This window comes from Paenibacillus taichungensis (assembly GCF_003287275.1).
GTDB lineage: Bacteria > Bacillota > Bacilli > Paenibacillales > Paenibacillaceae > Paenibacillus > Paenibacillus taichungensis_A.
Genome location: NZ_QEVW01000025.1, coordinates 118779 through 142029 on the forward strand (window position 1 = coordinate 118779; position 23251 = coordinate 142029).

The 23251-nt window shown below is 47.6% G+C and carries 24 protein-coding genes; 2 read left to right on the plus strand and 22 right to left on the minus strand.

Translation table 11 applies throughout. The annotated features are described in order from the left end of the window. Positions 1-4 precede the first annotated feature (4 nt). The 5 genes from DC345_RS27940 to DC345_RS27960 all read right to left on the minus strand — a co-directional run bounded on the left by DC345_RS27940 (position 5) and on the right by DC345_RS27960 (position 3695). Entirely contained in the window at positions 5-757 is a 753-nt protein-coding gene (locus DC345_RS27940) for an amino acid ABC transporter ATP-binding protein (protein ID WP_064635771.1), read from the minus strand. Further along, complete coding sequence (locus DC345_RS27945) at positions 754-1464, minus strand: amino acid ABC transporter permease (protein ID WP_113055929.1); 711 nt, start codon at positions 1462-1464, stop codon at positions 754-756. Before DC345_RS27945 ends, DC345_RS27940 begins: the two co-directional genes overlap by 4 nt. 4 nt (positions 1465-1468) lie before the next feature. Then, the gene (locus tag DC345_RS27950) at positions 1469-2212 is read right to left on the minus strand and encodes an amino acid ABC transporter permease (RefSeq protein WP_113055930.1); all 744 of its coding nucleotides are present in this window, start codon (positions 2210-2212) and stop codon (positions 1469-1471) included. Positions 2213-2238: 26 nt separating this feature from the next. Then, positions 2239-3078, minus strand: coding sequence for a transporter substrate-binding domain-containing protein (locus DC345_RS27955; RefSeq protein ID WP_113055931.1), 840 nt, complete (start codon positions 3076-3078; stop codon positions 2239-2241). A gap of 287 nt (positions 3079-3365) precedes the next feature. Then, positions 3366-3695, minus strand: a complete 330-nt coding sequence (locus DC345_RS27960; protein ID WP_113055932.1) for a hypothetical protein — start codon at positions 3693-3695, stop codon at positions 3366-3368. A 266-nt stretch (positions 3696-3961) separates the two neighbouring features. Between DC345_RS27960 and DC345_RS27965 the strand changes: the two genes are divergently transcribed. Further along, positions 3962-4498: a GNAT family N-acetyltransferase gene (locus DC345_RS27965; RefSeq protein WP_113055933.1), complete on the plus strand. Its 537-nt coding sequence runs from the start codon at positions 3962-3964 to the stop codon at positions 4496-4498. Between the two features lie 147 nt (positions 4499-4645). Here DC345_RS27965 and modB read toward each other — a convergent pair whose 3' ends face one another. Both modB and modA read right to left on the minus strand, forming a co-directional pair. Next, the gene (modB, locus tag DC345_RS27970; RefSeq protein ID WP_181586755.1) at positions 4646-5329 is read right to left on the minus strand and encodes a molybdate ABC transporter permease subunit; all 684 of its coding nucleotides are present in this window, start codon (positions 5327-5329) and stop codon (positions 4646-4648) included. After that, on the minus strand, positions 5326-6198 hold the full coding sequence (gene modA, locus DC345_RS27975) for a molybdate ABC transporter substrate-binding protein (protein ID WP_113055934.1): 873 nt from the start codon (positions 6196-6198) through the stop codon (positions 5326-5328). The genes modB and modA overlap by 4 nt, the downstream gene beginning before the upstream one ends. 261 nt (positions 6199-6459) lie before the next feature. Here modA and DC345_RS27980 point away from each other — a divergent pair, with 261 nt between their 5' ends. Further along, positions 6460-7518 carry a substrate-binding domain-containing protein gene (locus tag DC345_RS27980; RefSeq protein WP_113055935.1) on the plus strand — a complete coding sequence of 353 codons (1059 nt, stop codon included), beginning with the start codon at positions 6460-6462 and terminating at the stop codon, positions 7516-7518. Between the two features lie 140 nt (positions 7519-7658). On the opposite strand, the gene folE2 is transcribed toward DC345_RS27980, so the two are convergent. The 15 genes from folE2 to DC345_RS28055 form a co-directional block, all read right to left on the minus strand. Further along, a complete protein-coding gene (folE2, locus tag DC345_RS27985; protein ID WP_181586756.1) occupies positions 7659-8603 on the minus strand; it encodes a GTP cyclohydrolase FolE2 in 945 nt (314 codons plus the stop codon). Positions 8604-8648: 45 nt separating this feature from the next. After that, a complete protein-coding gene (locus DC345_RS27990; RefSeq protein ID WP_113055936.1) occupies positions 8649-8981 on the minus strand; it encodes a DUF3024 domain-containing protein in 333 nt (110 codons plus the stop codon). A 27-nt stretch (positions 8982-9008) separates the two neighbouring features. Then, complete coding sequence (locus DC345_RS27995) at positions 9009-10679, minus strand: nucleoside recognition domain-containing protein (protein ID WP_113055937.1); 1671 nt, start codon at positions 10677-10679, stop codon at positions 9009-9011. Then, positions 10673-11809 carry an NAD(P)/FAD-dependent oxidoreductase gene (locus DC345_RS28000; RefSeq protein ID WP_113055938.1) on the minus strand — a complete coding sequence of 379 codons (1137 nt, stop codon included), beginning with the start codon at positions 11807-11809 and terminating at the stop codon, positions 10673-10675. The genes DC345_RS27995 and DC345_RS28000 overlap by 7 nt, the downstream gene beginning before the upstream one ends. Before the next feature lie 5 nt (positions 11810-11814). Next, a complete protein-coding gene (gene rpsN, locus DC345_RS28005) occupies positions 11815-12084 on the minus strand; it encodes a 30S ribosomal protein S14 (RefSeq protein WP_090904459.1) in 270 nt (89 codons plus the stop codon). A 29-nt stretch (positions 12085-12113) separates the two neighbouring features. After that, positions 12114-13310 (minus strand): GTP-binding protein, encoded by a 1197-nt coding sequence (locus DC345_RS28010; RefSeq protein WP_113055939.1) that lies wholly within the window; start codon positions 13308-13310, stop codon positions 12114-12116. A gap of 242 nt (positions 13311-13552) precedes the next feature. After that, positions 13553-14779: a staphylopine family metallophore export MFS transporter CntE gene (cntE, locus tag DC345_RS28015; RefSeq protein WP_113055940.1), complete on the minus strand. Its 1227-nt coding sequence runs from the start codon at positions 14777-14779 to the stop codon at positions 13553-13555. Between the two features lie 26 nt (positions 14780-14805). After that, positions 14806-16002, minus strand: coding sequence for a staphylopine family metallophore export MFS transporter CntE (cntE, locus tag DC345_RS28020; RefSeq protein WP_113055941.1), 1197 nt, complete (start codon positions 16000-16002; stop codon positions 14806-14808). Next, a complete protein-coding gene (locus DC345_RS28025) occupies positions 15999-16763 on the minus strand; it encodes an ABC transporter ATP-binding protein (protein WP_113055942.1) in 765 nt (254 codons plus the stop codon). Before DC345_RS28025 ends, cntE (DC345_RS28020) begins: the two co-directional genes overlap by 4 nt. Further along, a complete protein-coding gene (cntD, locus tag DC345_RS28030) occupies positions 16729-17574 on the minus strand; it encodes a staphylopine uptake ABC transporter ATP-binding protein CntD (protein ID WP_113055943.1) in 846 nt (281 codons plus the stop codon). Before cntD ends, DC345_RS28025 begins: the two co-directional genes overlap by 35 nt. Next, a complete protein-coding gene (cntC, locus tag DC345_RS28035) occupies positions 17555-18442 on the minus strand; it encodes a staphylopine uptake ABC transporter permease subunit CntC (protein WP_113055944.1) in 888 nt (295 codons plus the stop codon). The genes cntD and cntC overlap by 20 nt, the downstream gene beginning before the upstream one ends. After that, positions 18442-19374: a nickel/cobalt ABC transporter permease gene (gene opp1B, locus DC345_RS28040; RefSeq protein ID WP_113055945.1), complete on the minus strand. Its 933-nt coding sequence runs from the start codon at positions 19372-19374 to the stop codon at positions 18442-18444. Before opp1B ends, cntC begins: the two co-directional genes overlap by 1 nt. A gap of 13 nt (positions 19375-19387) precedes the next feature. Beyond that, entirely contained in the window at positions 19388-20977 is a 1590-nt protein-coding gene (cntA, locus tag DC345_RS28045) for a staphylopine-dependent metal ABC transporter substrate-binding lipoprotein (RefSeq protein WP_113056052.1), read from the minus strand. Between the two features lie 144 nt (positions 20978-21121). Further along, positions 21122-22423, minus strand: a complete 1302-nt coding sequence (locus DC345_RS28050) for an opine metallophore biosynthesis dehydrogenase (RefSeq protein ID WP_113055946.1) — start codon at positions 22421-22423, stop codon at positions 21122-21124. 30 nt (positions 22424-22453) lie between these two features. Next, positions 22454-23248, minus strand: a complete 795-nt coding sequence (locus DC345_RS28055; RefSeq protein ID WP_113055947.1) for a nicotianamine synthase family protein — start codon at positions 23246-23248, stop codon at positions 22454-22456. Between the last annotated feature and the right edge of the window lie 3 nt (positions 23249-23251).

Here is a 23251-nt window from a genome sequence, read left to right on the forward strand (position 1 = left end):
ATCGTCAGATGACATAACTCCAATCGGAAGAGTATCGACTGAGGAATTGGCGGGTACGTTCCTGTTTGGGCCGCACAAATACTTCCTCCGGTGTGCCTTCTTCCACGACGGAACCCCCATCCATGAATACAACGCGATTCGCCACCTCACGTGCAAAACCCATTTCATGGGTGACCACAATCATGGTGATGCCTTCCTGGGCAATCGATCGAATGACCGACAGCACCTCACCTACAAGTTCAGGATCAAGTGCCGAGGTAGGTTCATCGAACAGAATGACCTCTGGATTGAGTGCCAGCGCACGAGCAATGCCTACCCGCTGTTGTTGTCCACCTGACAGCATGCTGGGATACTCATTAATTTTGGCGGACAGCCCTACTTGTTCAAGTACACGCAAGGCTCGTTCACGAGCATCGGCTTTGGACATTTTCTGGGCAATGATTAATCCTTCCGTTACGTTATCCAGCACCGTTTTATGTTTGAACAGATTATAGTGCTGGAACACCATCGCCGTTTTTCGCCGCAACTGCACAATGTCATGTTTGCGGGCATGCTTGCAGTCTACGGTTAATCCGCTGATCTGTACCTTGCCCTCATCGGCACGTTCAAGAAAATTCACACAGCGAAGCAATGTCGTTTTGCCAGACCCACTAGGTCCAAGAATGGCAACAACGTCCCCCTGCTCCACAGTCAGATCGATACCTTTCAACACTTCCTGCTGACCAAAAGATTTGTGTATATTCGTCAGTGATATCATGACACCCCTCCTTTGCTGTACACGGCAACTCTGCGTTCCAGCAAAGCTGTAATCCGTTCGACAATCACCGTCAGACCCCAATAGATCAATGCGGCAGCAATGAAAGCCTCCAGAAATTTCAGACTGACCGAAGCCACCACATCCGCTTTACCGAGAATATCCATCTGCGATACAGTAAACGCAAGTGTCGATCCATGCAGGAAACCAACAAACATGCTGCACAGATTCGGCAGAACCGCACCAACCGCCTGAGGTAAAATGATGCGTCTCAACGCTTGGGGGGTACTCATGCCCACGGCATATGCAGCTTCCATCTGTCCGGTATCCACCGCCAGAATGCCGGAGCGGATAATCTCAGACATATAAGCTCCCGCAGTTAACGAGAAGGCAAATAACACAAACACTAGAATCGGAATGGAAGACGACTGAAAGGCCCAGCCGTACCGGGCTGCAAGCTTGTCGATGATCAGCGGAATCCCGTAATAGATTAGAAACAAGTGCATCAGCATCGGTGTCCCCCGAAAAAACGAAACATAGAAATCAGCGATTCGGTAGATCCAGGCTACCTTATAGATTCGAATTAAAGCAGTGACCAGACCAATGCCAAATCCTGCGATCAACGGTACAATCGTAATGACGAGTGTCAGTGGCAATGCCTTTAGAATCTGGAAAAAAGATGTGTAGATAAAGTTGATATCAATAGACATTCGCTCACCCCGCTATTCGTTTCAGGCGTTCAGCTCTTACCACTGGCCCAGGGACTTCCTTTTTACGTTCGTGACGCTGGAGTCTGCGTTCTGCGATAGCAAACCCTTTTTCAAGTACAAGCACGATAACATAGTAGACAATCGAAAGACTGATATACACTTCAAGTGCATGCGATGTAGCCGAGATCAGCGTTTGCCCCCTGCCCACCATGTCCATAACTCCAATCGAAAAGGCAAGTGACGTATCCTTTAACGAACCAATCAACGTATTCGCCATATTCGGAAAAGCAACAATGAGTGCCTGCGGAACCACGATCCGCCGAAACGACTGAAATGTGGTCAAGCCCGCAGCATAAGCTGCTTCCGTCTGACCCCTGTCCACACTGCGCACAGCTCCGCGAAAGATTTCGGCAAAGGACGCCGCATCACTTAACGCATAAGTCACGATGACGAATACCAGCGGATCGGTCCTGGACAGATCGACTCCTATGGGCTTGAGCAATTCAGGTAATCCGTAATAGACCAGAAACAACTTGATGAGAATCGGTGTGCCCCGCATAAAAGAGATGTACAGGGTAGCGAGCTGGCTCAGCACCGGAATCCGGTATAACCTCGGAACCGCCAGAAGCACACCGCCCACCAGACCGAGCACAATGGAGCCGCCCAGTACAATCAGTGTAATATGCAAATATCGCAGCAGTTCAGGCACGAAATCCAGAACCAATGACAGATCGAATGATTTACCCATAACCGTCGCTCACCTTTCTTAAGGCACTATTCCTCAACCGTGTAGTCGGCTCCCAGCCACTCTGTGCTCAATTTGCTCAATGTTCCATCTTCCTTAATTGATTTGAGCGCTTCATCAATTTTAGTTTTGAGCTCTTCCTCATCCTTGTTCAGAATGAAATACACTTTGGAGTTGGACAGGGCCTCTCCGACAGTCTTTAACTGTGCATCCACCACTTTGTTCTGATAATCGATGGCAAACTGCGTGCTGATGGTTGCAGCCACCCGGCCTGTTTTGATCTGGGTATTCGTATCTTCCCCTGCGCCGGAATACACAATGTCGATGGCGTTACCGTTCGCTGCATTCCATTTCTCAGCCAGTACAGCCGCATTACTCGTAGCGCCAACAATCAGTTTTTTACCTTTCAGATCCTCGATGGATTTTACATCCTGGTTTTTCTCGCTTACAACGATTTTATTAGGGAAAATGTTATATGCTTCATCATTAAAAAGGAACTTGGCCTGTCTCTCTTCATTCACTTCCATCTGGTGAGCAATTAGGTCTATTTTCTTCGTCTCAAGACTGAGCAGCAGATTTTTGAATTCCATTGTACTAAACTCGAATTCATATTCAGGCAATCGTTTATCAATCTCGCGGATCAGTTCTACATCGTATCCCGTCAGCTTGCCATTCTCATCAATGAAGCAAACATTCGGGAATTGAGTGCCTGTACCCACAATGATCTTCTTCACTTTATCTTGACCGGACGCAGATGCGGTATCCGATTCATTCGATGCATTGCCTGAACTGCAACCCGCCAGTACCGCCAACATAGTAATGAACAGCAATGCTGTTCGGAATTTCTGAATCCCCCATTGATTAACCATTCCCGATCTCCTCCACAGGCTGTCATTTCAGCCAATATGATGTGTACTCCCATTCCTCATCTTTGATTTAACTAACCATTCACACTTGTATAGTCGGAATTAGGTTGAACAAAGAATAGCACCGGATGTCATGCCCAGGCAATATGTATGTTAATAGGACATCCTGATAACGTTATAGAACTTCTCTATGCTTCACCCGTTCCCTGATCCAAAAGTAAACCAAAAGAAGCGACCTCCAACGGGAGATCGCTTCTTTAATTCCAGATCACTTTTATTCAAATACGCATCTATCTGCGACTAGCCCATTTAATTTTACGAGCTACCTCTATACGCTGCAGTTGCAACAGTCCGATTCGTTCTTCAAACTTTTTGCGTTCATCCGTTGAATGGGCCGCGTGAATCTGGTGGCGGAGACCTGTCAGTTTACTGTTGATATAATCAAATCTCATCCATAATTCTTCTTCAGGTGTGTGCTGCTCCGCTTCCGGCTGAAATATTTTGAGCTGGTGGATAAGGGACTGCTGCCATTCCTGATCCTCGATTTGGATGGCAAAATGCAAAAGATCCAGATAGTCGTCGATTTGCAACGATATACCGCAATCAGGTTTCGTATTCATTAGTCGTCTCTCCTTATTTCAGTTCTTGGCTGGAATCAGTTAGTTCTATTTTACAGGATAGAGCATGGTTTAGGCGAGTCCTGAAACGAGTAAAATTGGAAAAAGTTTTGTCATTTATACATATAGAAGCTTTCGATGAGCTTATAGACAGATCTGATTCGAGAATTATATTCCAACCATGAATTTCATGATAAAATAACACCAAAATATTAAACCAACTTAATAGGTTGGAATAGTACATTTTCTAATGAAGGGATGGATCGACCATGACCGAACAATACCGATTGGCTACGCTTGATGATGCCGAACAATTGCAGGCTGTTACCGTGAATGCCTATGAGACAATTCGGGCCCTGAACATTCCTTTTCCAGCCGGACACGCTACACTGGAAGTCATCCAGAATAATATTGTACAGCATGAATGCTATATTCTTGAAAAAGCAGGAGAAATCATTGCCACGGTTACCCTTGACCGAGCAGAAGATCTGCAGCGGCAAGCTATCAGTCCTTATCCTTTCATCCGCTGGTTCGCGGTAAGTCCGGCCCATAAAAGTCAGGGTTACGGCTCCAAACTACTGGATTGGGTAGAACAACATATCATTCTGCAAAAGCTTGATGCCCCTGCCGTATTTCTGGCAACGGCGACCCGCCATCCCTGGCTTGCTCCCATGTATGAACGGCGGGGATATGAACCTTTTCATCACAAAACGGTACAGACACCTGAACGGCAGGAAGAGATTGTATTTATGATCAAAACGCTCGATTCTTCCCGCTATAAGACACCTTCTGTTCAAACAGGCTAAATAAATATCGGCTGGATGAACGTAAACATACATGATAACGATATACAAGGCGTGTGTAAATAAAAACCCGCTCCAAGGAAAGATTCCTTGAGCGGGTTTTTGTATGCGAATGCTAATCCTTATCACTTTCACTTTAAATAGCACACATCATGCCTTCCCGTCGCGCGGCTGTCTGGTTAAAAGCAGCATGATAAACGAAATGATAATAATAGAGCCGGTCCACATCCAGGCCATCGTCTGATTGCCCGAATCCACAGCAACATAGATCGCAGTGGGTACGGTTTGCGTTTTCCCAGGAATATTACCTGCGATCATGAGTGTGGCCCCGAATTCTCCCAGTGCACGGGCGAATCCCAGGATGAATGCCGTCATCAACGCTCTCCCTGCAAGCGGAAGTGAGATATAACGAAATACCTGCCATTCATTCGCGCCTATGGAGCGGCCTGCATCTTCCAGGTCCCGATCAATCCCGCTAAAGCCGGATTTCATCGTCTGATAGACCAGTGGGAAAGCAACCACCACCGAGGCAATTACGGCAGCCCACCAGGAGAAAATTACAGGTGCGGAGAAGATGGCTTCAATCCACTGTCCGAGCACGCTCTTACGCCCCAGTAACACGAGCAATATGAATCCGACCACTGTCGGCGGGAGCACCAGTGGGAGCATAAATGCCGTTTCCAGAAAAATTTTGCCACGGAACGAGGTACGCGACATCTTCCAGGCCACAGCAATGCCAAACACTGCTGCGATCACACTGGACAACAGCGCAACCTGAAGGGAAAGACGAACCGGTGGCCAGAATACCGCCCAGTCTATTGCACTCACATTCATTCCGGAATGGAGAACCCGTACTTGGCAAATACCTCAAGCACTTCAGGCGTTTGCAAATACGTGTAGAATTGTTCTGCTTCTGTCCGGTGCTTCGTACCTTCAATAATCCCTACTGGATAATTGGCTGGTGTATAGCTGTTCTTGTCTACTTCAAAAGCAATTTTCACCTGATCAGAAGTGAGTGCATCCGTTTTGTACACAAACCCCGCATCCGCATTGCCTGTTTCTACATATTGCAGAACCTGTCTGACATCCTTGCCCTGTACAAGCTTGCTTTCCAGCTGATCCCATAGTTTGGCATTGGTCAGCGCTTCCTTGGCGTAGGTTCCTGCAGGCACACTTTCCGGTATACCAATCGCTACGGTCTTGATGGAATCAGCCGTCAGATCCTTCTCACTTGTTACAGTATCTGAGCTATCCGATGGAATGATGGCTACCAATGAATTTTGCAGCAAATTTTTCTGATCGCCGGATGCAATCAATTTCTCATCCACGAGCGCGTTCATATTTTTGGTCGCAGCCGATACAAAAACATCTGCTGGCGCACCTTGTTCAATCTGCTGTTGCAATGCACCGGATGCACCAAAGTTGAAGTTAAGCTCCACATTGGGATTCGCGGCTTCAAAATTCGTTTCAATTTCCTTCATGGCATCCGTGAGACTGGCTGCCGCTGAGATCGTTAGCTCCACCTTTTCCTGAGGATCTGTTGCCCCAGCCGTTGAACTCTCACCTGATGTCGCAGGTGCTGAACCCGTTTGTTCCGTAGCTGTGGATGAATCTGTACTCTCCGTATTTGCACCGCAACCGGCCAATACGAGAGCCAGTCCAAGTGACATACTCCCCAACACATATCCAATACTCTTTTTCATCTACTTCTCCCCCGATGTTATGTTTAGTTATAACTAGATATAATTAATTATATTTCATTATACATAAGATCATTGAAATAGGAAGGTAGTCTTTAACTCATCCGTTGAAGGGTAAGCCGTCTATAACTGAATTGTGGTGGGCGAGTTTATCCCCTCTGGCTGTTAATGGTATAGTACAAGAGACCCCGCGTTTATCCGGGACGATAAGCGTTGATGAACGAAACGTTATATGATTTGCACCTTGAAGGAGGATCTTCACTGATGACGGAGGAGCAATCCTATACCACCGAAGAAATATCCAAGCTACTTAAAATATCCAAACTGACAGTTTACGATCTAATCAAAAAGGGAGACCTCGTCGCTTATCGCGTCGGCAAACAAATGCGAGTTGACGCTACCGATCTGGAGGCCTATAAACAGCGCTCCAAGCAGCTTCAATCACCAGCGCACCGGGCCGCTGTGGATTCAGTTCACCCCTCCGAATCTTATACCGGGATAGGGAGTGACCAGACCAATCATACCGTTCATCCCATTGCAAGTGCTACGCCTCCATCCAGAGCGACATTCGCAGCTTCTTCTTCCATGATGGGCAACCCTTCGTCAGCCCATTCGGCTCGTCATCTGGTCATTACGGGACAAGATGTCAGCCTTGATATTCTTATGCGATATATGGAAAAGCAAACACGGGATATTCGTCCGCTGCGTTCTTTTATGGGCAGTCTAGACGGCTTGATCTCCATGTACCGCGGGGAATCCGATCTGGTCAGTACCCATCTGCTGGATGGAGATACTGGAGAGTATAATCTGCCCTACATTCGCAAAATCCTGATTGGCTGGTCGTATGTCGTCGTGAATCTGCTGACACGACCTGCCGGGCTGTATGTTCAACGCGGTAATCCGCGGGGCTTGCAGAACTGGACAGATCTGAATCAGCCTGAACTACGATTAGCTAACCGGGAGAAAGGTTCGGGGGCACGTGTATTGCTGGATGAACAATTGCGTCTACATGGTATCCCTGCTTCCCAACTGATTGGATATGACGTGGAAGAAACCAGTCATATGGGTGTAGCAGCCAAGGTCAGTTCCGGTGAAGCCGATGTAGGAATCGGCAGCGAGAAGGCTGCACGACTTGTCGGTCAAGTTGATTTTATTCCACTTGTTCAGGAACGTTATGATCTGGTGATGCTCAAGAAACAGGGGAACGAAGCGTGGATCGAATCGGTGCTGCGCATTCTGCAATCACCGGAATTCAGACAGGAACTGCAATCCTTTGAGGGATATGATGTATCCCGAACGGGTGAAATTTTGTATGAAGTCTAGCGCAATGGCACTGGATTGCTCATAGGATCGCAAGAAAACAGAAGAACCGCCGCTGAAGCTCTGACGGTGGTTCTTCTGTTTTCTCTTCATTTTGTAAAGTAATATAAAATAAAATGAATTCCTTAGCCCTCACACTATCGTTATTTCGACTTGTCATATACGATACGAGCTACGGCATCATGCTGATGAATGGACTCTTCATTTTTGCAGTCTACCTTAAATTTATTTACCCAGTGCTTCTCATACAGATCTGCCGCCACCAGCCTGACGATATCTTCCACAAATCGCGGGTTCTCATATGCACGTTCCGTGACCCGTTTCTCATCAGGCCTTTTGAGTATGGGATAAAGACAGCTACTTGCATTGGATTCGGCCACATTCAGCAGCTCTTCCTTCCAATAGCCCGGCAGTGCTTCTCCCGGGTTGGCTTGTACCTGGATACGCAATAACCCCCGCTGGTTGTGCGCGCTATATTCGCTGATCTCCTTCGAGCATGGGCATAACGTCGTGACCTGTATATGTAAACCTGTTCTCAGAACAGGGGATTTTCCAGCTTCCCAGATCACATGAACCGTAGCCAAAGAATGATTGAGTCCAGACAAACCGGTTACGGGTGCGGTTCGTTCGTAGAACCAGGGATAGGTCACTTTCAGCTCTGCCTTCGGCTGATTCATCTGTTCGGCCATCTGCTGCGTCAACGCAATCAGATCGGGAATCCGGTCACTCAGCCCTTCACTGCGACTGTGTTGAAGCTGCTCCATCAAGCGGCTCATGTTAATGCCTTTCGATTCGCGATCCAGCGAAGTCGTCAGCCGGAACGTTCCGATGCTGGACAAGCGAACGGGATCTTTGGCCGAAATGACATCCAGGGGATACTTCACCTGATCAATACCCACTTGTTGCAGCTCAAACAGGAAATCATTTTTGCTATTCTGCAAATCCTGCATCTTTTCTTTTTGCACAGGTTTATCGCCCTGTATCGGATCAACGGAGCCGAATAACCGCAAGCGCTCGGCTTTATCCGGCATGATAAAAGAATCGTTCGCTACTCGGCTAATGCTGTTATTCTGTTGTACCTTTTGCATTACTAACCCTCCCTCCAGCACATATTTGCGTTAAAAACCGCGCATTCAGCGCCAGAACAGACCCGCTTCGTCCCGCTCAACCTGCTCCAGCAAAGCTTCAAAATCAGGACAAGGCTCAATAATGTCTACCACATTCCAGCTGCTGTGTTCGTCTTTGGCATATACCTTCCACTGATTCTCTTCCCAGTAAAATCGGGCAATATGCAGTTTGTCCCACTGATATCGTTCTTCAGCGGGCCTTTCCTCGGTCAAAATCAGTTCATTGTCATTCATCTCATACGTTAATTTCACCATGGTGCGCAGTGGTGCCGGGACCTTCTCATGGATATAACCGTTCATCACCGATTGAATTCTCCGAATGGTAAACGAGTCCAGCATGGAGATCACACCCTTTCATCAACATCGTTATGCAATCCAGTTCCACAGCCATGCCAGTACAAATGCACTGCCCAGTGACGTTACGAGCTGTTTGCCTGCCAGTTGCATGGCAAAGACTGCTCCCAACTCCTTTCGAATGGTCCACATCGTCACCAGACATGCCGTTAACGTGGAAGCCAGATACACAAGAATAAACAGCTGCCCGCCGCTCAAGTCGTCAACGAAGGAACCCTGATCCTGATTCAGCACCAACAACCCGTCTTTTCGCAAAATGGAAAACAAAATGCCGCCCGCGGCATCGCCCGGCAGATGAAAGATCGCAAGTGTCGGGGTCAACGCCCCAGTCAGAACAGACAGCACCCCCGTCTGTTCCAGCAGCGTAGCCACCACACAAATACCGATGAAAATAGGCATCGCCTGCACGAGAAACTGTTTCATGACAGACCGAACGCGCCAGCTTACAGAGCGCCATGATGGCTTTTGCAAAAAGGTACGTTTGGCATGTAACGGGAGCGTGTCATCCAGCCGATTTCGATTCCACAGACGTGTATGAATTGCGCCCGCAAGTACCAGTACAAGCATATAAGGAAAGAACAGCCACGGCTTTCCTCCGGAACTGAATATGGATAGAGAAGCCCCAATCTGGTAGCTGCACGCAGAACCAAAGGAAATCATGGAGACACAGGACTTTCGTGTACAGGAGCTGCACGTACGACTCTGGAACACAGCCACGACATTGCAGCCAAAACCGCTGAGAACCGGAATCAGATCCTTGCCGTTCAAGCCTATTTTGCGCATCCACCCATCCAGCGAGTCGGTAATCCGGTCTTTCAGTCCGCTCTCCTCCGTCACCGCCACACTGATCCCAATCAGAAATACGACCGGAAATGCCCAGATAAACGAATACAATCCCAGACTGATTATGCCGTAATCTCCGAGCATTATAGCTTGCAGCGGTTTCCAAAATCCCGCAGTCATACGATGGAGTGGTTCAAGTATCCAGACATCTGCGAGCAGTTGTATCCAGCCGGAGAACAGATAAGCCACATACACTGGAGCTGCAAATAAAAATGCCAGTGCAGCCAAAGCCACAAAACGCCCCCAAACCGTATGCTCAAACATCGTTGTCTGCGGTTCGATTACAGGGGATTCAGGTGGTGATTCGAACTCCGGATGCCTCTTGATGGGTCTGGCGGCAATAACCGCCCGGCATATCAGGTCCTGTGCGTTTCCGTCCATTTCCCTTGTATTGAGCGCCAGAACGGAAATACCCAGACCTTTACGGTAATAGTCAGCCTGAGCCGATAATCCGGGACCGCATTTGTCGGCAAACGTAAGCACCAGTACAGCATTTTTGCCTGTGACATCCAGCATGCCCAGCAGTAAAGGCAGTTCCTGTACCACATCTGTTCCGCGGATGACCAGGATCACTGTATCGCCGGCTGCGAGCTGTTTTAACGTCAGCATGGTCGTGACACTGTCATCCTTGATCCGGATTCCAGGTGTATCGAGCAGTTCAAGCTGATGCGCAAGCAACTCCGACCTGCGGACGGTCACCGTGGAGCCCCGAACATTGGATTCCTCGCCTGTATCTCTGCCCGTAAGTCCTCGAAACAGAGCCGATTTGCCAGCGGATTCGAAGCCAACCAGCACCACTTTACGAAGTTTTTCGGGTTGTTCCACAAGCGAATTCAGCATGTGCAGTCTTCACCGCAGCAGGACAGATCATCAAGAAACATGCCTTCTTTGCGATAGGTTTCCAGCGGAGCCAGATCCAACCCAAGTCTCTCACCCATGGCCTGGGCCACAACCGCAAAGCGCTGTCTGAATTTATAAATGAAGCAAAATTGGAGTTGACCATGCATGACCTGTGGTCCAGTAATAAACAGTCCGGGGGCAATCGTCGATTCATCCGCCGCTCCCAATTGCAGCTGACCTTCCTTGTTGCGCTCAACGAGATTCTCAATCAGGTGCAGACTGCTGCGGAACCCGGTCGCCAGAATAGGAGCCTGACCCGTCTTAAGCAAGTGGGACTCTCCGGAATCGTTCTCGCAATAGAGAACATAACCGCCCGTTTCATCCGGTTCAATCCACTTGACCTCATAACCTTGCATCATGTTTATTCGCTTATCCATCATCGCCCCGCGCAGGCGATCCTTCATATAGGGGCTTAGCTCCACGCTTGGATCACTGCTGCCTTTGGCGAGTCCTCGTCCATTCCGGTCGATTACCGTTACGTTTTTACCCAGTTTACTCAAGTGAATGGCTGCATCCACACCGCTCTCATAGCCACCAACGATGACACATTCATCTCCCTGGACCACCGTCCAGCTGGAAAATAAACTGGTGTGCACACCATACTCAGCCCCAGGAAACAGGTCCAGTCTCGGATATTGAAATTCTCCTGCTGCCCAGATGACATAGCGTGTGCGCAGTTGTCCAATGGATGTCACGACCCGGAAGCCATTTTCCTCCGGGATAACCTCCGAAACGTCTACTCCCGTTTGCACAGGCAATTTCTTAAACTGGCTCACCACCTGCAAATACTTCGCATACTCCAACCCTGTCGGATGTTCTGTTCCCAGTGTGTACGCCGGAGACGTATTCAAAGCCACTGCATTCAGATCCATCATGCCATAGGCATTGCTTGTGAACGAAGGGGTGATCAGACGCATTTCCTCCGGCCACGCCAGAAAAGTTGCCCCCACCTCACTGCGTTCCAGCACGGTAAAACGAGGCATTCCCAGATCCTGCAGGACAGAGGCCATGCCGATTCCGGCTGGCCCCCCTCCCACAATTACACAATCATAATCAAATAAATCATGCATGTGTCTTACCAGCTTGACTTTGTGACGCCCGGAATTTGCCCTTGATGAGCCAGCTCACGGAACACAATCCGTGATACCTTGAACTTGCGCAAATATCCTCTCGGGCGGCCTGTCAGTTCACAGCGATTTTTCAATCGGGTCGGAGAAGCATTGCGCGGCAGTTTCTGCAGCGCTTCATAATCCCCTTTTTCTTTCAGTTCCCGGCGCAGCTCCGCATATTTGGCTACAATTGCCTGACGTTGTTTTTCACGTACCACTTTTGATTTTTTGGCCATGTTTTACAGCTCCTTTTATGAATTAATTTTTATACGACTTCAACTGGCCAAGGCAGAGGATTGTCGAACTGCCCCCAGTCGGCCTGCATTTCTTCATCACTAAGCAGACATTGGTCAAGTTCGTCTTCAATGATGGCGCGCTCCATTTCAATCCCGATCATGACCAGCTCGGTCTGACGGTCTCCCCACTGTGCATCCCACTTTTCCAGTACATCTGGCTCCGTACGCAAAATTTCTTCCTTGTCCGCTTCCGGCAATGCCGCAACCCAATGTCCGGCAGGGCCAAACTGAATCGACGATCCCGCCTGACTCAGACTTGCAGCCACATCTCCTTCAGCCGCGAGCCAGACCAGCCCTTTGGCACGCACTACTTCTTCCGGCCAGTAGCTCATGAATTCAGCCAGACGAGAAGGATGAAATGGCTTCCGACGACGATACACAAAGGAGCCAATACCGTATTCCTCGGTCTCCGGAGTATGTGATTCCTTCTCCAGCTCCTGAATCCATCCGGCAGACATGCTTGCTTTCTCGAAGTCGAAGAGCCCTGTATTCAGAATTTCAGACGGGTTGACCTGTCCGTTCATGGTCCGAATGATTTTGGCGTTGGGCTGAAGTTTGCGGATGACACCTTCAAGTTTGTTCAGCTCCACGTCATCGACCAGATCACATTTGTTCAGCAGAAGGACATCACAGGTCTCGATTTGATCAATCAGCAAATCCACAACATCGCGGGTATCTTCCTCACCTGTGGCCTGGTTCCGATCCAGCAGGCTCTGACCTGAAGCAAAATCATGCCAGAATCGATGGGCATCCACGACGGTTACCAAACAATCCAGCTTCGCCAGATCGGTCAGATCAATACCCGATTCTTCGTCGGCATATGTAAAGGTCTGCGCTACCGGCACAGGTTCACTGATGCCTGTGGATTCAATCAGGATATAATCAAACCTGCCTTCGTTCACCAGCTTCTCAATCTCCTGCATCAGATCATCCCGCAAGGTGCAGCAGATGCAGCCATTGGACAGCTCCACCAGCTTTTCTTCGGTACGCGACAATGTCGCCTCACCCTTCACCAGAGCGGCATCGATATTCACCTCACTCATGTCATTAACGATGACCGCGACCTTGAGCCCTTGTCGATTGTGCAGTACGTGATTAAGAACGGTTGTTTTACCTGAACCGAGGTAACCGCTAAGAACAGTTACCGGAACCTGCTTTTGTGTCATGTATATCTACTCCTTATAGTTGTGGTCCATATGCCTCTGACCTTAATAGTAATTATTACAATTAACAACAATGACTATAATCCTGTTGAACGATGATGTCAAATCATTTTTAATGAAAAATCGAAAAAACCTCGCCCAAAACAGGCCTATGGCCTGTTTCCTGTAGCTTCGCATCATAATGATACGTCTCCAGAAAAGTCAGTCCATACGCCTTTAACTTTTTTCTTATAGATGCCGTACAATCACGCCGTCACCACAGATTTAGCCCTATTGCCGGCTTCCATTCGTTGCCTGAAAGCCACAACAAGAATCATGGCTGCAACAGATAGCAGCGTACAGATTGTAAACATGGTGGAATACGAGCTTATTTGTACAATTAGTCCCATCGCAAGTCCACCCAGAGAGAAGCCCAGATCATACGAGGACATGAAAATACCCATCAGTACATATCGAGAATCGGCAGGCAACACAAATGATAAATAAGTGATTAATGTCGGGTACAACAATGCCACGGCGAACCCACTGAACACCGCAGACAGGTATACTAACGGACCGATCGTCTCCGACAGAGCGAGCAGTTGGGTTCCCAGTGCCGAACATAACAGCAGCCCGGCCATCAGCCACGTATTCCAGCTGCCGTCGGAAGGGATTTTTTTACGCAGAATGAATCTGCACAAGATGACGACCAGTCCCTGGATAGTTAAAAATACACCCGCACTCGCCTTCCCAGTCGATACCATATACAACGGAAGAAAGGTCGCCGTGGCCCCAAATACACATGAAGCAAACAGCATCACTACGCTGCTGATCAACAGTGGTGTGCTGCGCCAGATGCCGCCGAATGACCGCACCATATCGCCGAGCGTATACGATTTATTCTGTACTGTGCTTCGGGGCAAGTCCACGCTATAGCCGATCAGGAGCGGAAGAGCCGCCAAACCGATCAGTAGCAAAGTAAACCAGATATCGCTGGCAATTTCCCAGATCTGGATGGCGAGTATGGGAATGACCAGAGAGGGGACCATCGTAAAAAGGGTATACATGGACAATCCCTGAGCCCGGTCCTTGTCCTCCAGCTTTTCCACAATACCAGCCTGCATCGTCATGGAAAAGAACGCCGTGGCTACACCTTGCAAAGCCCGCAGCCACAAATACGTTTCCACACCCAACACAACAAAAAACAGCAATGTTGCGGCATGCAAAATCAACAGCCACTTCATGACAAGAAGCGGACCGTAACGCCCCAGAAGCTGCGCTGCAAAAGGCCTTAAAAGCATACACGTAAACATGTACGCCCCCATCATCAGACCAATCTCGGCCTGATTCAATCCTGCTGCTTCACTCCGCAAAGGCAGTATAATCGTCAACGCCGAATTCGCGGCAAAAAATAAAAAGGCCAACAGATAAAACCGGATAAATGAAAAGGATACCGGGTTTAATTTGCCGTTCGCCGTTACAGAAGACCTCAAACCGTTATCCCCACTTTCTTCTGGTGTTAACGCACAGACATATCTGTGACTGGTTTCCTTCGTTCATAGGCAAAAGCAATCATGACCGCCCCCAGGATAGCACAAATCATATACATAAACGAATAGGAGGATAGATCAGCGAGCGGTCCCATCAACACACCGCCCAGAGATACACCCAGATCTGCTGTTGCAATAAATAAACCGATTAACACATTTCGATTCAACTGCGGCAGCACAAAAGATAAATAGGTGGTTAACGTCGGATAGAGAATGGATTGAGCGATACCCATCAAGATGGCCCCCACATACAAAAGGACAGCACCTCCTGTGATTGCCCAGCTTACACATAGTGCGGCTAATGCCAATAGCAGCATCGTTCCCATAATAAAAGGTGCATGCCACCTGCCATCGGAGGGGATTTTTTTGCGTAACCATATCCGGGCGAGCACAACGGTTCCTGCCTGAAGCATCAGATAGACACCCGCATTGCCGCTTGGCAATTGACTGGCATACAGCGGAATAAAGGTCGTGATGGAACCGAACACAACGGAAGCACTTAGCATCAGTACACTGCATTTAAACAAAAACGGATTTTGCACCAACTGACGAAAGGATTGAAACATGCTTACAGTCTGCTCTGATGAATTTTCAGCACGATGCTGCTCATTGCTCTTGTCCATCCTGGCGGTATACCCGAAGACGCCTGTACAGATAGCAATACCGACGAGCACAACCGTAAAATAATCCATGCCGCCTGTCTGCCAGATCCCTAGCGCCAAGACAGGTCCCACAATGCCGGGGATATAACTAAACAACGAATAATAAGATATGCCCTGGGAACGGTCTTTCTCCGGCAGGGCATCAATAATGCCAATCTGCAGCGCCATGGAAAAAAAAGCCGTTGATACCCCCTGTAAAATACGAGCGACCAAATAACCTCCAAGCCCTGTAAACGTGTATAGAATAAGGGCAAAACCATTGATAATTAGAATAAAACGAAGAACTTTGATCGGCCCGCGCTTTTGAATAATGCGTCCTGCCCATGGCCTGAAAAACATGGTTGTGAACATATAGGCACCCATAATCAGCCCAATGGTTGTACTGCTCGCCCCCAAAGATTCACCCTGTAAAGGAATAATGACATTAAGAATTGCATTTGCACTAAAATACAGAAGAACCAAGATGTACAAACGCAGAAACGGCCATGACATCGCTCCACTCATCCCTGATCCTCCCCCTGAAACGTAATTAAATAGGTTAATAATCTCCTGGCATAATCGGACTGAACATCCTTCAGCTGCTCAATAGGCACCATTTCCTCAATCTGACCGTCCCTGAAAATAATAACTCTGTCACAAATATAGGCTGCCGCCTGAATATCATGCGTAATGAACACATAGCTCATCTGATAGAATTGCTTTAATTGTTTTAACAATCGCAGCACCTGAATCTGCACAGACACGTCCAGAGAACTGATAGCTTCATCAAATACAATGCATTGGGGTTCAGTAGATATGGCTCTCGCAATACATACTCTCTGAGCCTCTCCACCGGATAGTTCATGCGGATATTTGAGCCTGTAGGACGAATCTAATCCCACTTGATGCAATAACGTATCCACCTTGATTTGCATATCGGCTTCCACTTTTTTATGAGCCTTCAAAGGCTCCATAATGGCTTCCTCCACCGTGAGAAATGGATTAATGGAGGACGTGTAATTTTGAAATACTGCACTGATGCTGCCCCTTCTCACGCGGCGATCATTCACATTTTTTCCCTCGAATAAAATACGCCCGCGATCAGGTTTTTCAATGCCCAGGATGAGACGTCCCAATGTCGACTTGCCACTTCCACTTTCACCGATGATGCCGAGACATTCGCCATGCTGACATTCAAATGCAACTCTTTTCAACACCTGCTGCCTTTGTTTGGAGAACAATCCGCCTTGTTTATAGGACTTTTCTATCCCATCCACCTTGAGCATCTGTATCCCCTCCCTGCATCAATTTCCTGAAATGATTGCTCAGCTCCAACCGGGTGGAAATCAAATATTGAGTATAGGCATGCTTCGGCTTCTTAAAAACAGAACGAATAGGCCCACTTTCGACAATGGCACCGTCTTTCATGACCATCACTTCATCTGCAATCTTCTGGACCACACCGAGGTCATGGGATATAAAAAGCATGGAACACCCCATCCGTTCGCGTAATTGAATCAATTGTTCAACCACCTCATATTGAGAGATCGTATCCAGCGCTGTTGTGGGTTCATCCGCAATGATCAAATCCGGCTCCACTACGAGTGCCAATGCAATCATGATTCGCTGCAACATGCCACCGGATAGCTGATGTGGATATTGATTCAGAATTTCCTGCGGATTATTTAACATGACACTTTCCATGGCGCTTATGATCTTCCGTTCGCTCTCTTTGTTATTCCAGTCGAAATGCGTCTGTAGCGTCTCCCGCATATGGACACCGATTACACAAGAAGGATCAAATGCACTCATTCCATTTTGCAAAATCATGCACAGGTTTTTGCCTCTTCTTCGTCTCATCTCTTGTTCAGAAAGCTGGCTCATGTCCTCGCCTTTGAAGAGAATCGTTCCGGATTGGCGAATCCAGGGTTTATTCAAACGCATAATGGACCTGCATGTGACGGACTTGCCACTTCCGCTTTCTCCGACAATGGCCAGACAGCTTCCTTGTTTGACCTGAAATGAACTGTTATGAATAATGACCTTGTCCGTATTGGCATCCCAAATCCTCAAATTTTCAACCTCTACTATATTCATAAACGGCTTTTCCCACCTCTTTTTTATAAAGCCTGCCTTGGGAAGTCATTAATTTGGGGTCCAAAGCAACCTGAAGCGCATCCGATAAAAAATTAAAGGCCGATACGACAATCACAATGGCTAGTCCAGGTGCCAGCATTAACTCCGGCCTCGAGAACATGACTTCCCTTGTCTCATTCAACATCATCCCCCATTCGGCATGAGGGGCCTGGATTCCCAAACCCAGAAAGGAGAGCCCCGAGATCTGCAGCATCATCGAACACATGGAACCACTGGCAATCACCGCAATATCGGCAAATGTAACCGGAACAATATGCCTGGTTATAATTCTAAAGCTGCCGATGCCAGAGGCTTTGGCAAATTTCACATACTCCATCTCGGAGAACTGCATTACGGATGTTCGAATGACGCGGGCAAACCAAGCCCATTTCATGACCACAAACGCAATCAGGATATGTTCAAGTCCCGCACCCAAAATGCCGACCACCGCCAGGGTCATGACGTATCCCGGGAAAGAAAGCATCACATCACAAAGTCTCATGATCCAGGCATCTGTCTTCCCCTTAAAGTACCCTGCGATAAATCCGACGACAGCTCCGACCAGAACAGATATCAGTAAGGCAACCAACACCCATAGCACGCTGGGACGAATTCCATAAATGAGTCTGGATAACACACATCTGCCCAAATGATCATTTCCTAACCAATAACTCCAGGAGGAGGTACCATATCGAAGCTTCATATTCACTTCCTCCGGGTTATGGGGGACACACAACGGGGCAAATATACCCATAGCAACAATGATCACAATAACAGCAAGCGATGTCATCGCAAGTTTGTCTTTACTCAAATTTCTCAATAATCGCATTAGAGATCCTTTCTTAATCGGGGATTCATCGCCGCATTGATCACGTCAGAAATCGTATTAAACAGCACAAAGGTTACGGCCAAAATAAGAACATACGCCTGAATGATCGGGAAATCCCGATTGAGAATGGAACGCACGCTTAATCTTCCGAGTCCCGGCCAGGCAAACACATTTTCAATCACGACGGTACTGCCGAGCACGATGGGAATCGCCATGCAAAATATGGATACCGCCACTTGCAGAGAATTACGCAAAATATGCAGAGTTACCTTCCCTTCACTTAAGCCGCTCGCCCTTCCATAGAGCACGTAATCCTCATTCATGTTGCTTAACATGGAACTCCGGACCGTCCTAAAATAAATGCCTGTATAACTCACCGTGATCACAATCACTGGCAGAATATAACTCTTCAACGAATCCATTCCGCTCGTAGGCAGTAAGTCCAGCTTGACGGACAAGTACCAGATCAGGATGGCTGCGAGCCAGTAGGATGGCATAGCTGTCAGGATAAACGATAGGCCTCTGACTGATTTATCGACGACTTTCCCTTCTCTCATGGCACAGATCACACCCAGAAGAATGGAGAATCCAATAATGAACACTGATGATACCAGCGTTAATTTTAAAGTATTCAGGAAGGCAGGGCCCACCAGAGACCACACCGGTTCACCGGATACATACGAGCTGCCAAAATCAAATTGCATACAGGCAATTAACCAATTCACATACTGAATGACGAAAGGTTTATCGAACCCTAATGCCTCATTCGTTTGGGCGATTAATTCATCCGTAATCTGAGGAACCTCCTGTGCCTGTAATACAACTACGGCGGGGTCCAGAGGCGAAAGGTTAATAAGTACAAATGTGATCAATGAAATGACGAACAGCAAGGGTATGGCGAGCAATATCCGTTTGACTATATAACTTCCCATATCCATCCCCGCTCTATTTAAATTTCATTTGCTCAAATGGCAATTCATATTGAGTCTGTTTAAATGAGATTCCGTCCAGATTTTGGGGAGCCACGACAGTAACCCGCCCATTGGTGATCGGAATAAACACTGCTTCATCATGGACCATTTTCATAATGTCAGCGTACAAGGATTGACGGGATTTCTCGTCTGTGGACACCATGACTTCATCAATTTTCTTATATAGTTCATCCGCCTGGGCTATGCCGCTTGTTGTATGTTTATAGGCGGAATCCGAAGTAAACGCAGAGATGGTGCTCTGTGGATCGTACGCCAGTCCCCAGGTTTGATTAAATAGCAGATCATATTCCCCGGTTGCCCTTCTGTTCGCGATGGAAGTGGATTCCTCACCGACAATTTCCAGCTGAATTCCCAATCCTTTTAAAGCATGCTGGATCAATTCCGCCTGTGTTTTTTGCGAAGATGAATTGCTGTCATAATATAGTGTCAGAGCTAATGACTGACCATTCTTCATTCTCACTGCCTTACCGCTCGTTAATGTCCAACCTGCCTTTTCCAAAAGCTCTTTTGCAGCCTCGGGATTATACTCCCGCTTCTTCAATTCAACATGGGCATAGTTAACGTTCGACGAGAATAAGGTGTCTGCTGCGGTCTGAGTTCCGTTAAAAATGTCATTGCTGATCGTTTCCCGATCAATGGCAATCCATATCGCTTCACGAACAGCCGTTTCGTGGACAGGGTTATCCACTTTGCTGCTATTGGCGACGATCATGTTTGTATTCATGGCTTCACTTCGGACCACTTGAAAATCGCCCGAGTCAGCCAATTGATTCATGGCTTCAACATCAATGCTGTCAGCTCCCCGATCATCGGTGAATATAAAGTTGATCTCACCCTTCTGTAATGCCAGTAATGTCGTTTCCCCTGCCGGAAGAACCTTGGACGTGATTTTTTTGATTTCGGGTGCGCCGCCCCAGTATGCTTCATTGGCTTCAAATGTCGCATTCTCATCGATTTTATGACCTGTCAGCTTATACGGCCCTGTGCCGTGATAGCCGCTTACCCCGTCCTTTGTGCCACCATTCGTAAAATCCTTGGGGGATATAAATACATACGGTCTGGTCATGGACAGCTCCACCAGAGCTGGATAATAGGGATCGGAAAGCACCAGTTCAAATGTGTATTCATCCATGACTTTTGTACTTACGATTTTGGTGGACAGCTTAATCCAGGCATGTTTTTCGGCATTCGCCTGAACCGCGTCGATATTTTGTTTGACCGCCTCGGCGTTAAACGGCTCGCCATCATGGAATTTCACATCCTGTCGCAAATGGAACGTATACGTTTTCCCGTCTTCGGCAATATCCCAGGATTCTGCCAGTAATGGCTTAATTCCATCGACCGTGTTTTCAACCAAGGATTCGTAAACCATCCCTTGTGCGGGCATGGAACCGGTGTATAAATGAGGATTCATATCATTAATATCCTTCGCGGATGCATAGATGAGTTCAGACTTGACCTCGCTATTCGCTGACTCCGTTGTTATCCCCCCATCTTGCCCACATCCTGCGAGCATGGTAATGACAGACAATAACAGCAACATTAAACTAACAGCACTACCCTTTTTCACAACATTTCCTCCTGTTAATTAAAAAGATACAAACAAGTAAACCAATGACTTTACACTAGACTACTGCGCGATTAGAACAACCCTCCGCACGCAGTTATCTTCCAGAGTGAGATATAATTAAACCTTGCTATTCGCCAGCCCTGTGCAGATCATCCGAATGTCTTCATGAAAGGTTTGAACGACAAAAGCATCGGATAGACTCTGATACGGGTGAGTGCGGGACACCTCTTGAATCTTCGCCTCATAGGCGGCAATAAACCTATCAATGGTTGGGCAGCTAACCTGCAAATGTCGCGCAATGCCCTGAATGATTTTGATGCGGTAATAATCCTCCTTAGGCATTCTGGGAACGTCCAACGCTCCGTCCTGATTGACAAACACCTTCCTGAAGGGAACGGCCGAAAAATCAAAATATTTACCCTCCGGGTTAGGCTCCGAAAAGGGATCAATTAATAACGAGGTGTATCGTATGTATAATAGGTACTCTTGATGAAGGTCCTGCAACTGATTAAAATTCTCGATATCCTGGCGCGATAAACTCTCCAATCGTACCGGATAGTTGTCATCCGTCATGAATTGAAGCAGGTTGACACCCTGCATACGGAGCCTATCCGTAATTGTCCTAATCTCGTTCCACTGTGTCCGCATGTCCCGAATCAAATATTGGGTTACAGGCCCTTCGGGGTAGATTTTATATACATATTTCCGTATGTCTGACGCTCCGAAGATGGCATCCAATGAAAAGTCATTCATGAACAGTGGCGGGTGTACATATAAAGAGATATTTCTCGTTTCCGCCTCGATTGGAGAAGACATAACTTCCAGCGCAATGCCCAATTGCTCGAACATCCTGTACAGTCTGTCCACATACTCAGAAGGAGTTGAAGTAGAACCGATATAGACCTTTTTCTTGACACCTGTTGTAATGACATGGTTGGACGGTTGGTCAGTCATCCATCGGGTATCTCCCAAATAGGTAGAGAAGCTGACCACTTCCGTATCCGCATGCAGCTGCCTCATATAATGGCTTACCAGCAGGTTGGAGCCAAAGGTTGGAGAAACCAAAATCATGCATTTCACTTGTTTGAGGAAGTCATTCTTCATTTGCTTTAATACTTCAATATAAGCATCCGTTGTCACAGCGAAAATGAGCGTATCCCATTCGCCTTCGATGGTCTCATATCCCTTAAACACCTGATCGACGAAGCATTCACCTGCCAACGGCCGATGCTTTTCATTTTGAATGCTTGCGCCAATGAATCCGTCACTTTGCCGAATTGCTTCAAAAAAAGATTCTGAGCGCACCGATTCTCTTCCCGCTATGCCCACGGTGCAATTGAATTGCTTTTTGAGCGATACTGCCAGCTGAATGGATGCAGGTCCTGTTCCGAGCAACAGCACTCGTTGAAATCCGCTCATGTAGACCTCTCTTTCCCAAGCTCAAGCGAGCTATGCTTTTTGGTATAACGCAATATCGAACACATCATCCTGACGCAGAATATTGTCGACCATTTTCCACTTGCTGTTGTCGGTCTCTCTCATCGGATAGTTGAACAACGACTTTAACTGGTTACCGTACCTCATCGCCACCACCACATCTGCATTCGTCAATGCATGCAATTGATCGAGCAGATCATACTTATTCGCAACCGTGGAACTGAAAATGATATGTGTTGCTTTTCTCGTAAAAGCAAGGTCCTGCACCAATGTTTGCTCCAAATGGATGTTCAAGCCCGCACCCAGCTTCTCCACAACTTGCTGCCCGAGTGTAATGGCTTCTGCATCAATATCGATGCCAACCACTTCTGCTCCCGTTCGCTTGGCGATAAACAAAGGCGTCATCGGAAATGACCCGGAGCCTACCAGCAGCACTTTGGAATCCGAGGTGACATGAAAGCTGCCAAACTCTTTTTCAATACATTCTTCTATGTTTCTGAAATAATCCGCGATTTCCACATCTCCGTCTTGCAGCTTCAATGCCCGATATTTCTCCATGACCGCCACACACCGTGCAGATTTATCACGTAGATCACGAATAAGCTGGTGCATGCTGCCTGATTCCTCTTGATCGAGCTGTTCCCAGATTCGTTCATTTTGCTTGTCTGTTATAAACGTGGAATAGTCATCAATTAAAGCCTCCAGCTCTGAGCTATGCTGAACCGTATGATCATATCTGCCTGCCAGCTCATCGAATTTCCCGAAAAATTCACTTAAGCATGTTTGAAAATCAATTAATGTCTCCATTCC

Coding starts and splice junctions, on each gene's coding strand:
- DC345_RS27940 (WP_064635771.1), bottom strand. CDS start 757: ATGATATCACTGACGAATATACACAAATCTTTTGGTCAGCAGGAAGTG.
- DC345_RS27945 (WP_113055929.1), bottom strand. CDS start 1,464: ATGTCTATTGATATCAACTTTATCTACACATCTTTTTTCCAGATTCTA.
- DC345_RS27950 (WP_113055930.1), bottom strand. CDS start 2,212: ATGGGTAAATCATTCGATCTGTCATTGGTTCTGGATTTCGTGCCTGAA.
- DC345_RS27955 (WP_113055931.1), bottom strand. CDS start 3,078: ATGGTTAATCAATGGGGGATTCAGAAATTCCGAACAGCATTGCTGTTC.
- DC345_RS27960 (WP_113055932.1), bottom strand. CDS start 3,695: ATGAATACGAAACCTGATTGCGGTATATCGTTGCAAATCGACGACTAT.
- DC345_RS27965 (WP_113055933.1), top strand. CDS start 3,962: ATGACCGAACAATACCGATTGGCTACGCTTGATGATGCCGAACAATTG.
- modB (WP_181586755.1), bottom strand. CDS start 5,329: ATGAATGTGAGTGCAATAGACTGGGCGGTATTCTGGCCACCGGTTCGT.
- modA (WP_113055934.1), bottom strand. CDS start 6,198: ATGAAAAAGAGTATTGGATATGTGTTGGGGAGTATGTCACTTGGACTG.
- DC345_RS27980 (WP_113055935.1), top strand. CDS start 6,460: ATGACGGAGGAGCAATCCTATACCACCGAAGAAATATCCAAGCTACTT.
- folE2 (WP_181586756.1), bottom strand. CDS start 8,603: ATGCAAAAGGTACAACAGAATAACAGCATTAGCCGAGTAGCGAACGAT.
- DC345_RS27990 (WP_113055936.1), bottom strand. CDS start 8,981: ATGCTGGACTCGTTTACCATTCGGAGAATTCAATCGGTGATGAACGGT.
- DC345_RS27995 (WP_113055937.1), bottom strand. CDS start 10,679: ATGCTGAATTCGCTTGTGGAACAACCCGAAAAACTTCGTAAAGTGGTG.
- DC345_RS28000 (WP_113055938.1), bottom strand. CDS start 11,809: ATGCATGATTTATTTGATTATGATTGTGTAATTGTGGGAGGGGGGCCA.
- rpsN (WP_090904459.1), bottom strand. CDS start 12,084: ATGGCCAAAAAATCAAAAGTGGTACGTGAAAAACAACGTCAGGCAATT.
- DC345_RS28010 (WP_113055939.1), bottom strand. CDS start 13,310: ATGACACAAAAGCAGGTTCCGGTAACTGTTCTTAGCGGTTACCTCGGT.
- cntE (WP_113055941.1), bottom strand. CDS start 16,002: ATGAGTGGAGCGATGTCATGGCCGTTTCTGCGTTTGTACATCTTGGTT.
- DC345_RS28025 (WP_113055942.1), bottom strand. CDS start 16,763: ATGCTCAAGGTGGATGGGATAGAAAAGTCCTATAAACAAGGCGGATTG.
- cntD (WP_113055943.1), bottom strand. CDS start 17,574: ATGAATATAGTAGAGGTTGAAAATTTGAGGATTTGGGATGCCAATACG.
- cntC (WP_113055944.1), bottom strand. CDS start 18,442: ATGCGATTATTGAGAAATTTGAGTAAAGACAAACTTGCGATGACATCG.
- opp1B (WP_113055945.1), bottom strand. CDS start 19,374: ATGGGAAGTTATATAGTCAAACGGATATTGCTCGCCATACCCTTGCTG.
- cntA (WP_113056052.1), bottom strand. CDS start 20,977: ATGTTGCTGTTATTGTCTGTCATTACCATGCTCGCAGGATGTGGGCAA.
- DC345_RS28050 (WP_113055946.1), bottom strand. CDS start 22,423: ATGAGCGGATTTCAACGAGTGCTGTTGCTCGGAACAGGACCTGCATCC.
- DC345_RS28055 (WP_113055947.1), bottom strand. CDS start 23,248: ATGGAGACATTAATTGATTTTCAAACATGCTTAAGTGAATTTTTCGGG.